At 44.1% G+C, this 13260-nt stretch carries 7 protein-coding genes; 6 read left to right on the forward strand and 1 reads right to left on the reverse strand.

Going from position 1 to position 13260, the window contains the following annotated elements; genetic code table 11:
• Window positions 1–10: 10 nt before the first annotated feature.
• The 3 genes from AHMF7605_RS16930 to AHMF7605_RS29815 all read left to right on the forward strand — a co-directional run bounded on the left by AHMF7605_RS16930 (window position 11) and on the right by AHMF7605_RS29815 (window position 6203).
• Complete coding sequence (locus AHMF7605_RS16930; RefSeq protein WP_106931242.1) at window positions 11–1861, forward strand: RagB/SusD family nutrient uptake outer membrane protein; 1851 nt, start codon at window positions 11–13, stop codon at window positions 1859–1861.
• Window positions 1862–1947: 86 nt separating this feature from the next.
• Window positions 1948–5322 carry a VCBS repeat-containing protein gene (locus AHMF7605_RS16935; RefSeq protein WP_394336236.1) on the forward strand — a complete coding sequence of 1125 codons (3375 nt, stop codon included), beginning with the start codon at window positions 1948–1950 and terminating at the stop codon, window positions 5320–5322.
• Window positions 5323–6056: 734 nt separating this feature from the next.
• A complete protein-coding gene (locus AHMF7605_RS29815; RefSeq protein ID WP_158267540.1) occupies window positions 6057–6203 on the forward strand; it encodes a hypothetical protein in 147 nt (48 codons plus the stop codon).
• 26 nt (window positions 6204–6229) lie between these two features.
• Here the strand turns inward: AHMF7605_RS29815 and AHMF7605_RS16940 are convergent, their stop codons facing one another.
• The gene (locus AHMF7605_RS16940) at window positions 6230–7198 is read right to left on the reverse strand and encodes an NAD-dependent epimerase/dehydratase family protein (protein ID WP_106931243.1); all 969 of its coding nucleotides are present in this window, start codon (window positions 7196–7198) and stop codon (window positions 6230–6232) included.
• Between the two features lie 193 nt (window positions 7199–7391).
• On the opposite strand from AHMF7605_RS16940, the gene AHMF7605_RS16945 reads away from it, so the two are divergent.
• From AHMF7605_RS16945 to AHMF7605_RS16960, 3 genes are all read left to right on the forward strand, one after another.
• The gene (locus tag AHMF7605_RS16945; RefSeq protein ID WP_106931244.1) at window positions 7392–8714 is read left to right on the forward strand and encodes a hypothetical protein; all 1323 of its coding nucleotides are present in this window, start codon (window positions 7392–7394) and stop codon (window positions 8712–8714) included.
• A 149-nt stretch (window positions 8715–8863) separates the two neighbouring features.
• Window positions 8864–10054 carry a glycine C-acetyltransferase gene (kbl, locus tag AHMF7605_RS16950; protein ID WP_106931245.1) on the forward strand — a complete coding sequence of 397 codons (1191 nt, stop codon included), beginning with the start codon at window positions 8864–8866 and terminating at the stop codon, window positions 10052–10054.
• 506 nt (window positions 10055–10560) lie between these two features.
• Window positions 10561–13209 carry a M1 family metallopeptidase gene (locus tag AHMF7605_RS16960; RefSeq protein WP_233219171.1) on the forward strand — a complete coding sequence of 883 codons (2649 nt, stop codon included), beginning with the start codon at window positions 10561–10563 and terminating at the stop codon, window positions 13207–13209.
• Window positions 13210–13260 lie beyond the last annotated feature (51 nt).

The following is a 13260-nucleotide window of genomic DNA, read 5'->3' on the forward strand; positions in this document are numbered from 1 at the left end:
CCAAAACAACATGAATAAATCTTTAAAATATATTGCCATTGCTTTAGTCTCCGGTGGATTATTGGCCGGTTGTAACGAAGATTACCTGAATACATTACCCTTAGATAAAGCTCCGGGCGATTTAGTTTGGACGGATGCCGCGTTAGCAGAGTCGGCGGTAACCGAATTATACAATGGCTTGCACGATGGTTTACTTAACCAAGAAAGCATGGATTGTATTACCGATAACGCGTTATATAACTTCGGTAAACAGGATATCATGGAAGCCAATATTAGTCCTTCTAATACCGGCTGGGTAAATAATACTTACGAATACGGCGAAATGTATAGCCGGATACGGGCGGCTAATATTGCCTTAAAAAAGTTGGCAACACCGCAATTCGAAAATACTAATGGCATTGTAGAGCGGTTAAAAGGAGAAACGTATTTTATGCGGGCCTACTTTTATAACCAAATGCTACGGTACTACGGGGGTATTCCTATTATTAAATCGCCTTATGAGTTAACTAGTTCTGACTTTACCATTGCCCGGAACACGTACGAAGAATGCGTTAATTTTATTGTTAGCGATTTAGATTCGGCGTCTATGCTCCTGCAAGGTAAAACATTAGCCACCGGCCGGGCTACTAATGGTGCCGCTTTAGCTTTAAAATCCCGGGTACTATTATATGCCGCTAGCGATTTACACGATATTCCTACTGCCAGTGGTAAATCGACGGTTATAGGTGGTTTTTCAAACAAAGAACTGCTGGGTTATGTAAGCGGCGACCAAAATGCCCGTTGGCAGGCTGCTAAAGATGCTGCTAAAGCAGTAATAGATTTAGGCATTTACGGTTATAACCTAAATTTAAGCGCGCCGGTAACGCCAGAAGAAGGTAGAGCAAATTATGTTAACTTGTATTTATCCCGGAACGGCGGCGAAAAGGATGCTATCTTCTTGCGTCAGTTTATTAATGCCAAAGACGAATGGGGTGCCTGGTATCCACGGAATAACGGACCAAACGGTTACCATGGCTGGACTTCCAGTGAACCTACCCAAAATTTAGTGGATGATTACGAAATGATGGATGGTACTAAATTCGACTGGAACAATGCTGAACACAAAGCGGCTCCTTACGATAACCGAGATCCTCGTTTTTATGCTTCTATCTTGTACGATGGAGCTCCCTGGAAACCGCGTACCGCCGATGCAGCCGGAACCGATCCGTTTAACCAAATTCAGATGGGAACGTACCAGGTTGGTAGTGCCAGCAGCCCCACTACTTACTTTGGCTTAGATACTCGTAATAGTTCTATTGAAAACTGGAACGGAACCCGTACCGGTTATGCCATCCGGAAATTCATTGATCCGAATCCAGCTATTGAAGACCAGGTAACCCGCCAGGAAGTGGCTTCACCGCAGATTAAGTTTACCGAAGTAGTGTTTAACTACATCGAGGCTTGTCTGGAATTAGGTCAGGAAGCCGAAGCAATTACCTGGTTAAACAAAATTCGTTTCCGTTCCGGTATGCCGCCCGTTAGCGAGTCGGGCCAGGCGCTGGTAGAACGCTATCGTAATGAGCGCAATATTGAAATGTTGTTCGAAGAGCAGCGTTTCTACGATGCCCGTCGTTGGATGATTGCTAAGGAAACGCTGGGTGAAAAAGTTAGAATTATGAAAGTAACGGCTACTTTAAAACCAGGTAAAACCGTACCGGTTTATAAGTACAGCAAAGACGATTATAATTATACTTACACCGTACAGGAAATTGACCCAGGAGTAGAAAACCGGAAGTGGGACGATAAATTGTACTTCATGCCGATTAACCGCGACGAAATGAACCGGAACAATAAATTGGTTCAGAACCCAGGTTATCAATAAGCGTAACCTACCCTCGTATTAAAAATCTATGCTGGTAATTTTTATACTGGCATAGATTTTTTTATTTTTAATAAAATCTTAATTGTATTATCACCTTGTTACCAATTAAATCCAAGTATTATTTCATATTTTTTGGGATAACTGTTCTCTTTTCCGCCTGTCAGAAAAAAAATCCCAGCACCGAAGAAAATACCTCTGTTAAATCTTCTGCTCCCACTCTTTTTACCTTGCTTCCTCCCGAAAAAACGGGTGTAACTTTCGCCAATACCTTAACCGAAGGCTTAAATACGAACGTGCTCATGTACGAGTATTTCTATAATGGCGGCGGTGTAGCGGTAGGCGATATAAATAATGATGGCTTAGAAGATTTGTACTTTACGGCTAATATGGCCCCGAACCGCCTGTATCTGAACAAAGGCAATATGCAATTTACCGATGTTACTGATGCAGCAGGGGTAATTGGTCGGCCTGGCCCTTGGAAAACTGGGGTAACCATGGCCGATGTAAACGGCGATAATTTACTGGATATTTTTGTTTGTTACTCCGGCAATGTTCGGCCTGAAAAACGTATTCCCCAGCTATTTATTAACCAAGGAGCGGATACAAGCGGCATGGTCCGTTTTAGTGATCAGGCGGCGCAATATGGCTTTACTCAACCTAGCTACAGCACCAATGCTTCTTTTTTTGACTACGACCGCGACGGCGACTTAGATGTGTTTCTGCTGAATCATTGCCCGACGCAGTTACCCGCTTTAGACGAAGCTTTAACGGCCGAAATGCAAAGTAAAGAAGACCCGCAAAGTGGCGTTCGCTTATTCCGGAATGATAATAACTTTTTTAAAGATGTTACGCAGAAAGCGGGTTTGCACAGTTCCGTTTTAACCTACGGATTAGGAGTAGGAATTTCCGATTTAAACACCGATGGTTGGCCCGATATTTACATCTCCAACGATTACGCTATTCCGGATTACCTGTATCTAAATAATCACAACGGTACTTTTACGAATAAACTGCCCAACAGCATGGGGCATACTTCGCAGTTTTCGATGGGTAACGAAGTCGCCGATATGAATAACGATGCGCTGCCCGATGTTTTTACCCTGGATATGCTGCCCGAAGATAATCAGCGGCAAAAGCTCTTGTTCGCGCCGGATAATTATGAAAAATTTAACCTGAATCTACGCTCCGGTTTTTACTACCAATACATGCGTAACATGCTGCAACTCAACAACGGCGATGGTACCTTTAGCGAAGTAGGACAGTTGGCCGGAATCTCGAATACCGATTGGAGTTGGGCCCCTTTACTCGCCGATTACAACAACGATGGCTGGAAAGATTTATACGTGACCAACGGCTACGTTCGCGACTTTACCAATATGGATTTCATGAAATACATGAGCGATTTCATGAAACAACGGGAAGGAAGGCTCATGCGCGACGATGTTTTAAAATTAGTGTACCAGATGCCGGCTTCTAACGTTTCCAATTACGCTTTTCAGAACATGGGGAATGCCCAATTCCGAGACCAAAGCGCTGCCTGGGGCTTAAAGCAAATATCGAACAGCAACGGAGCCGCCTACGCCGATTTAGATAAAGACGGAGACCTGGATTTAATCGTTAATAATATAAATCAACCGGCCTCTATTTACCAGAATGAAGCTAACGCACAATTAAAAAATGAATACTTACAGGTAAAGCTGCAAGGGACCGGCAAAAATACGCAAGGCTTGGGTGCCCGCGTTACTCTTTACGCGAATAAGCAGAAACAATACCTGGAGCAAGTCCCTACTAGAGGCTTTCAATCGAGCGTTTCGCCGGTTTTGCATTTTGGTTTAGGTACTACTGCCGTGGTGGATTCGTTGCTCGTACACTGGCCCAATGGTAAGCAGCAAGTATTGCGGCAGGTCAAGGCTAATCAGCTACTTACTTTAAAAGAGCAAGAGGCTGGTAAGCCAGCAACCACGGTTAAGAAATCAACACCGGTTTTTTCGGAAGTAAGACCACCGGTACCTTTTGCGCACCAAAAACAAAACATTAACGACTTTAAACGGCAGCCTTTATTAATAAGCCCTATATCTTTCGCCGGACCTTGCCTGGTTAAAGGCGATGTAAATGGCGATGGCCTGGAAGATGTATATGCCGGCGGCAGTGCGGGGCAAGCGGGGGGGTTGTACCTGCAACAAAAAGGGGGTAAATTTATTTTGAAAGCAAACGCTGCTTTTGCCGCCGATAAAAACAGCGAGAACGTGGATGCTTTGTTTTTGGATGCCAACCACGATTCTAAATTAGATTTATACGTGTGCAGCGGTGGTTATGGCAATTTTATGCCCGAAGATCCTCTACTGCAGGACCGGCTTTATCTAGGCGATGGAAAGGGTAATTTTGCAAAAAGTGCCGCTGCTTTGCCGCGAATGCTAACGAGCACGAGTTGCGTACGAGCCGCTGATATAAACCACGATGGTTATTTAGATTTATTTGTCGGGGGCCGGGTTATTCCGGGCCGTTATCCCGAAGCTCCCCGCAGTTATGTATTAATAAACAATGGTCAGGGCAAGTTCACGGATCAAACGGCAGCTCTAGCGCCGGCGCTTCAAAAAATTGGCATGGTAACCGATGCGGTCTGGCAGGATTTAAACAACGATAAGACTCCGGAACTGATTGTAGTAGGCGAGTGGATGCCGGTGGCCGTTTTTAGTAATACCAACGGCAAATTACAGGACGCTACCAAAACTTATTTTAGCAAAGAGTATCGGGGCTGGTGGAATAAAATTTACGTGAATGATTTCAACCACGATAACAAACCAGATTTGGTACTGGGTAATGCCGGACTAAATTCGCAGTGCAAAGTTTCGGAGAAGCAGCCCGCCGATTTATTCTATAAAGACTTTGATGATAATGGCTCCGTCGATCCTATTCTTTGTTTTTACATGCAAGGCAAAAGCTACCCATACGTCAGCCGCGATGAATTACTGGAGCAAATGAGCATTATGCGTACCCGTTTCCCGGATTATAAAAGCTATGCGAACGCCACATTAAAAGATATTTTTAAACCCGAGGAATTACAAGGAGTTCAACAATTATCGGCTACTTACCTGTCAACGGCTTATTTTCAACTGGATGCTAGCGGAAAATTCGTGGAGAAAGCTTTACCCATTCAAACGCAATTTTCGCCGGTTTATGCTATTACCGCTCTGGATTATAACCAGGATGGAAATTTGGATTTACTTATGGGGGGTAACAGCAATCAGGCTCGTTTGCGTTTTGGCAAAGCCGATGCTAATTACGGTACGCTGCTGCAAGGAAACAGTAAAGGAGAATTTACTTACGTACCCCAGCTTCAATCGGGCCTGCAAGTAAAAGGCGACGTAAGAAGCATTATTAATGTGAATCAAATAGTTTTATTTGGCCGGAATCAGCAACCTATTGTGGCTTATAAAGCCCAAGCGCCAGGTAAAAAGTAGATGGAAAAATTTTTCAATTACGGTTTCGCAAGATTTAGTAAGAAAGGTCGGGATACATTCTTCCGGTCTTTTTTTGGTAAATAATGATAGTTTTTACTCTACAGCAAAACTTTTATTTATACTAGATGGAACTATAAAAGTCGTACTCAGAGCAGTTTGTCTTTGAAGTCTTTTCAAGTCTCTATTCATTGGTGCTATCTTCTTTGAGCCGTAACCTGTTTGCCTCGTGGCCGGTGGGCCTCATTTGGCTCTTCCGGGCGGGTCTAAGCCTCCTTTCCTCGTTCCTCGGAATGTCTCCTCCGTCGACACCGGAACCTTAGAAAGCCCTTCATAGCCAAACTGGTGTCATTTATTCTTGGCTAACTAATTCTAATTAAAACCAGTAAATACGTCTTATTTGTTTCAATTTGGTATTATTCCAGTCTTGTCTCTTCAGGATAAATAAACGAGTAATATGTTCTGAAAAATTCAAGTTAACTTTTTTTAGTCCTGTAAATTTTGAAATGCAACGCAAAAAGCAGTAGTAATACGGCCTTCTTATTTTGTTCGGAATATATTTTACGTGTTAATTCCGGTTAAATAATGAAAATTTTTAACTCCCTAATTCGTTCTTAAACAGCTAGTAAGCAGAGATAAATAAGTAGTAAGCTCTGGCGTTATTTTTGCGATGCAACCATTAATGCCGATAAGGAGTCTTAGGGGAAAGTTGTTAAATTAATTAAAAGAAGTAGTTCATGCGTTGGCTGTTAAATATTGTGTTTGTAGTGTTATTACTTATTACGGCGTCTTTTACGGCCCGGTACATTAAAGCCGAGGCGTTTCCGGCGGGTAAGCAAGTAACCTGGCAAGTTGCCGCTTCCGATTCGAGAATAGATAAATAAAAACAAACATTAAAAATCAAGCGGGCTTAAAGGCCCGCTTTTTGTTTCCGGAGGTTCTCGATCATATCCTGGGTCATGCGGGGTAAATCGTAATCGGGTTGCCAGTTCCAATCTTGCTGAGCAACCGAATCATCAATCGTTTCAGGCCACGAGGCGGCAATCTGCTGCCGGTAATCCGGTTTATAAGTAATTTTAAAATCCGGAATGTGCTTTTGAATGGAAGCGGCGATTTCGGCGGGCGAAAAGCTCATCGCCGTTAAATTATACGACGACCGGATTTTAATATTTTCCGTGGGCGCGTGCATTAATTCCAGCGTAGCTTTTAAGGCGTCAGGCATATACATCATGGGTAAATACGTGTCCTCGGCCAGGTAACATTCAAACGGAACTTCTTCCACGGCTTTGTAGTAAATATCCACGGCGTAATCGGTGGTACCTCCTCCCGGTAAGGCTTTGTAGCTGATTAATCCCGGATAGCGCAAACTGCGGATGTCTAAATGGTAGCGCGTAGCGTAGTATTCGCAGAAGCGTTCGCCGGCTAATTTGCTAATGCCGTACACGGTATTGGGGTCCATAATGGTGTGTTGCGGCGTGTGCTGACGCGGCGTATTGGGGCCGAAAACCGCAATGGAACTAGGCCAGTAAACTTTGGCAATTCCTTTTTCTAAGGTCAGGTCCAGAATATTTTCCAAACCTTTCATGTTGATTTTCCAGGTAAACTTCGGGCGTTTTTCGCCGGTAGCCGATAATACGGCGGCCAAATGATAAATTTGCGTAAATTCATGTTTATACGCCAGATCAGCTAAATGATGCCGGTCGAGCACATCCAGAATTTCAAACGGCCCCGATTCGGCTAATTCACGTTGTTTCGGAACGGCAATGTCCGCCGCAACTACCTGCGCATCGCCGTATATTTTTCGTAGTTCCAGCGTAAGTTCGGCGCCTAACTGGCCACAAGCGCCAATAACCAGTATTTTATCTTTAAGAGAAATCATGCTATATTTTAGAATTAGATGGCTCTGGATCAGGAAAGCATTAACCGAAACCGCATTCAAAGTTATATTTGATTTGATATCTTTGCAAAAAGTTAAATTTTAACCCGAAATAAGGTTTAACCCCAGTTTAATCAGCAGCCTAAACCAACCGTTAAATAAAGTTTAAATTTTACATTCTGTAATACCGAAGCGTATGACCTTTGAGGAAGACCTAACCAAACGACACATAGATATAACGGCTTTTGCTGTCGGCGATCCGGAAAGATATGCCGCGTGGCGATTGTTGTACGAGCAGGTTCATCCGAATACTTTTTATACCTCGGTAAAAATGGTTATTAACGAGGTAAGGCGACAGTTTTGGCTCCAGGAAGTACCCAAACCTACAGCAGCTTCGGCGCCAACGACAGCTAAACCAGTTGTGCGTCGGGCAACCGGAACCGTGCCCAGTACCGCTTCTGCTATTCCGGATGAGCCTTCGCCTTCCGTAAATCGCACCCCGGAGCCAGCGCCGCGCACCCGGCCGATCATCCGCCGCCCCGCCGTAACCGAAACTGCCGTACCCGAAGAAAAAGAACCTGTTCCGGAAAAACCAGCGCCTACTAACACGGAGGCAACTTCCCCAGAAGCTCCCAACCCCGGCCGCGCACGTCCCGTTTTCCGGCGGCCAGCAGCCGAAACGACAGGTAATACTTCTGCCGAAAGTGAAATTAAATCAGAAACTAAGCCAGAGATAGCACCGGAAGTTACTAGCCCATCTACCGACGGGGCGAAGCCGCCCCGTCCAAGGCCTGTTTTCCGAAAGCCAGGTTCTCCCGACGAAAAAGCTACGGAAGCAGGTATAGTCAATGAATTTCCGGACGGCAATAGTGCTACTTCATTACCCGAACACAGTAACCCAAACCCTACTGAGGGCCCCAAACCAGCACGCCCAAGGCCAGTATTTAAGCGACCTGCCCCGGTAAATTCAATAGAGACTGAAAAAGCAGCTGCAACGCCGGAAAGTCCTGTTTCTACTAATATCCCGGCCGAGATTCAGACAAAACTGACCGAGGAAAAATCTGTGGAGACTTCTCCCGAAACTCCTAAGCCACCCCGGCCGCGGCCAGTATTTAAAAGGCCCGCACCGACAAATGTAACGGAAACCCCGGAAACGAAAGCAGTTGAAACAAAAACAGAAGTTAACCCGGAACCAACTTCAACGCCCGAAGCGCCTAAATTTCCCCGTCCCCGCCCGGTAATGAAGCGTCCGTTACCTCCCGCTGAACCTACCGTAACGGAATCATCAATTGCAAATGTAACTAATGTTCAGAGTTCTGGGCCGGAAATTCAAAATTTAGAAAACAGCAAGCAAGAGGCACTTTTAAATGAACCAAGTGCCGCTACTACAACGCCCTTATCTGAATCTTCGGAAGTGCCCGTGGCCCCGAAAACACCCCGGCCGCGGCCCATTTTCAAGCGGCCAACTCAGTCTGACTCGCCGGAAAATACAACTAACAATAATTCTGGAAAAGAGTAGTTAAATTTGGTAGAAAGAAGTTTGAAAATTTATTTTGACTAGGATAGTTGCTTTTGCGGAGATGTAACATAGGGCACCTCTACAGAAAACAGCTCTTATTTATAACCTAAATCTATGGTCCGTGGACTATGGACTAACGACTAAAAAACATGTACGAAACGCTAAAGCCTGATCTGGAACAGCAACTCGCCGAAATAGAAGAGGCCGGTTTATATAAGAAAGAACGCATTATTACAACACCCCAAGGAGCCGAAATCGAAACTTCGGAAGGCAAGGAGGTTTTGAATTTTTGCGCGAATAATTACCTGGGCTTATCGTCGCACCCAATGGTAATTGAAGCCGCTAAACGGGCCATTGAAACCCATGGTTACGGTTTATCATCGGTACGGTTTATTTGCGGCACCCAGGATATTCACAAAGAACTGGAACGTAAAATAGCTGAATTTTTAGGCACCGAAGATACTATTCTGTACGCGGCGGCTTTTGATGCGAACGGGGGTGTTTTTGAGCCTCTCTTCGGCGAAGATTCTGCTATAATCTCAGATGCTTTAAACCACGCTTCTATTATCGACGGCGTACGTTTGTGCAAGGCGCAACGTTTCCGGTATAACCACAACGATATGGCTGATCTGGAAGTAAAATTACAAGAAGCCCAAAGTGCCCGGCACCGCATTATTGTAACCGATGGTTCCTTTTCCATGGATGGTACCATTGCGCAGCTCGACAAAATTTGCGACCTCGCCGATCAATATAAAGCTTTGGTAATGATAGATGAGTGCCATTCTTCGGGTTTTATTGGCAAGACTGGACGGGGTACGCACGAATACCGTCATGTAATGGGCCGGATTGATATTATCACGGGTACTTTAGGTAAGGCTTTAGGTGGAGCGATGGGTGGTTTTACCTCGGGCCGAAAAGAAATTATTCAGCTGCTGCGGCAGCGTTCGCGCCCGTATTTATTTTCTAACTCACTAACGCCGGCGATAGTCGGCGCTTCCATTGCGGTACTCGACATGCTTTCCGAAACAACGGAACTGCGCGATAAACTGGAATGGAATACGAAGTATTTCCGCGAGAAAATGACCGCTGCCGGTTTCGATATTCGCCCCGGCGAACACCCGATTGTACCTATTATGCTTTACGAAGCAAAACTGGCGCAGGAATTTGCGGCTCGTTTACTGGATAAAGGTATTTACGTGATTGGATTTTACTACCCGGTAGTACCGCAAGGGAAAGCCCGCATTCGCGTGCAGTTATCGGCCTCGCACACCCAGGAACACCTGGATAGAGCCATTCAGGCCTTTACAGAAGTGGGTAAGGAGTTAGAAGTTCTAAAATAATCTTTGACTAAAACAAATACGAAAAGCCGCTCTTAAAAGGAACGGCTTTTTTGTGCAAATTATTTATGTTTATTTAATTGTTGGTTCTGCGGCTAAATGGTATTTATCTGCCGGCAAATGCCACCATTACTTATAACTTAAACCATTTTTCTTCTTTTGTACAAAAGAAAATATTAGCTGGGAATACTAAATTTTGCCGGAATAAAGGCGTATTTTGTTCAGAGTTAATTACTTCCCGGTCCATTTTAATTTTTTACTGCAATATCAGGAAGTCCGATCAATAAATTATATGTACTAGTGTCCTGACAAAGTAAATTTTTAGAATAACTTTTATGGGTGAAGTAAATGGGAAGAGTGTTTAATCTTCATTTCTAATTCCTGATTTTTACTTTTTAATTTAGCGAAGCACCGGGTAAGTATTCGTTAAACCAGTTACCTAGTTTATCTTAGTAACTATTGAGGTAGAATTTTATCTACTAAATTTAAATTCAAAAATTTCAGTTGCTTTGAAAAAATATATATTAACCCTAATACTCCTGCTGCTATTTGCATGTAGCAGTTATGCCCAAAAAACTACCATTATCCAAGCCGAAGATCTTCCACGCCAGCAATACCCAGTGTCCGGAACCGCGGTGGAATTGTTTCAAAACGAAAAAGCATTTGCAGCTTTTCTGACGCAGGTGGAACCCAACGTAAAGAATACTTTAGAAAGATACGAGTTTGCCGACAAAGCTGTAGAAATACAATTGCTGTTGACACTGCGGGATATTTACTCTTTACAAGGCAAGTATCAGCCGGCTGAACAATTCCTCCAACAGGCCAGAGAAGCGGAAACAAACCTTGCAACAAAACTTACCGCTGGCTTATTACAGGAAGCTATGCTTCGGGCGCTTACGGATACGAAAGGCAAAATGGATGAGAACTTCAGAAAAGCTTATGCTAAGTATTTAAAAGAGTTAGTAAATAATTTACCCTGGACGATTGTACAGGAAAATATAAAGCAAATAAAGTCCAGCGCAGAAAACAGAAGCAAAGAAAAGATTCTTAGTTGGATTCAAACGAGTATAGAACCTGCGGTAATAAAGAATCACTCGCTTGGAAATGCACAAGCAAATCAGCTAATCTGGTTTAAAAACCTGGAGAAATTCTATTTATTTACCGATAAGGAAACGGTTAAGATTTTAACCAAATACATAGATGCGCACGAAAATATAGCTTCCAATTATAATTATAATGCCGCTTTTAACCCTTTGTTCTATAATAAAAACGGCAACGAATACCGGAGTGCCAGCGGTAATCCGGGACCAAAGTACTGGCAAAACAAAGCCGATTACGAAATAGCAGTAAAATTAGACGAAGCTAAAAATGAAATTGCCGGCTCGGTAGTTTTAACCTACACCAATAATAGCCCGGAAGAATTGCCCTTTATCTGGCTGCAATTAGAACAGAACTCCTTTAAACAAGACGCGCGCGCTACGGCTATTTTGCCGTTAACCGGGAGCCGCTACGGCAGCCACGGACAAGTATTTGATGCGGGCTACAAAATAAAAGCAGTTTCCCTGGTTTCGCTGAATAACAAAAAAGAGAAATCAGTTACTTCCCTTACGTACACCACGCAAGATACCCGCATGCAGGTTTTCTTGCCAGCCGCAGTTAAGCCGCAAGGTGGCCAATTAAAGCTTCAAATTGACTATTCTTTTATTGCACCCTCTTACGGCTCCGACCGGCTGGGGGTATTAGAAACCAAGAATGGTAAAATTTTTACTATGGCGCAATGGTATCCCCGGGTAGCCGTTTTCGATGATATCTCGGGTTGGAATGTAAATCCCTATTTAGGACCATCGGAGTTTTACTTAGAATACGGCGACGTGGATATGAAAATTACCGTTCCGGCGAATCATTTGGTGGTAGGTTCCGGCGAGTTAATCAATCCGCAGCAAGTATATACTGCTGATCAGCAGAAAAGATGGACCAACGCCGCGCAAAGTGAGCAAACAATAGCCATCCGGTCGGCAGCGGAGCTAAAAAGTGCAGCTTCCCGGCCCACCGGAAAATCGGAGCTAACCTGGCATTTTAAAATTACCAACACCCGCGATGCTGCCTGGGCTTCGTCGGCGGCGTTTATCGTGGATGCCGCCAGAATTAATCTTCCCAGCGGTAAAAAATCACTGGCGGTATCTGCTTATCCCGAAGAAAGTGCGGGTAATGATAAATGGGGAAGATCTACCGAATACACCAAAGCTTCCATCGAAAATTATTCTAAGCAATGGTACGAATACCCTTACCCCGCGGCCACCAACGTGGCGAGTATTGTAAGCGGCATGGAATATCCGGGCATTGTTTTTTGCGGCTGGCAAGAACAGAAGGGAAGTTTATTCGGCGTTACCGACCATGAATTTGGCCATACCTGGTTTCCGATGATTGTGGGTTCTAACGAACGTTTATACGCCTGGATGGACGAAGGATTTAATACTTTCATTAACTTTTTGGCTACGGAAAATTTTAACCAAGGGGAATACAAACAGCCTAAGTTAGACCTGCATAAAATAGCGCCTAATTTAACGGCACCTAATTTAGAGCCGGTTTTTAGCAGCCCCGATAACATGAAAGAGGCCAGCATCGGGAATTTGGCTTATTACAAACCGGGTCTGGGCTTATCCATATTGCGAAACCAGATACTAGGAGTGGAGCGGTTTGACCGCGCGTTTCGCACCTATATTAACCGTTGGGCTTTTAAACACCCCACCCCCGACGATTTTTTTAGAACCATGGAAAATGTGGCCGGCGAAAACTTAAATTGGTTTTGGCGCAGCTGGTTTCTGAATAACTGGCGATTGGATGTGGCGGTTACCGAAGTAGTATATGTAAACAGCCAGCCCGAAAAAGGCGCTTACATTACCATTACTAATCTGGAAAAAATGCCGATGCCGGTAATTTTGGAAATAAAAACGGCCAGTGGTAAAACTGACCGGCTGCCATTACCGGTTGAAATCTGGGAAAGAAATGTAAGCTGGACTTTTAGATACCCGTCCACCGAAAAAATCGAATCGGTAACGTATGATCCCGATCATGTTTTCCCGGATCACAATGAAAGCAATAATGTTTGGGAAAGTAGCAACGGTGTTTTACCTAAAATGAGTTTAAATCAAAAGTAATTGCCGCTAGCAAAAAAAGAATACTGTAAAAGGTAGGCTTAATTAAATGAT

The organism is Adhaeribacter arboris (assembly GCF_003023845.1).
Classification (GTDB): Bacteria; Bacteroidota; Bacteroidia; order Cytophagales; family Hymenobacteraceae; genus Adhaeribacter; species Adhaeribacter arboris.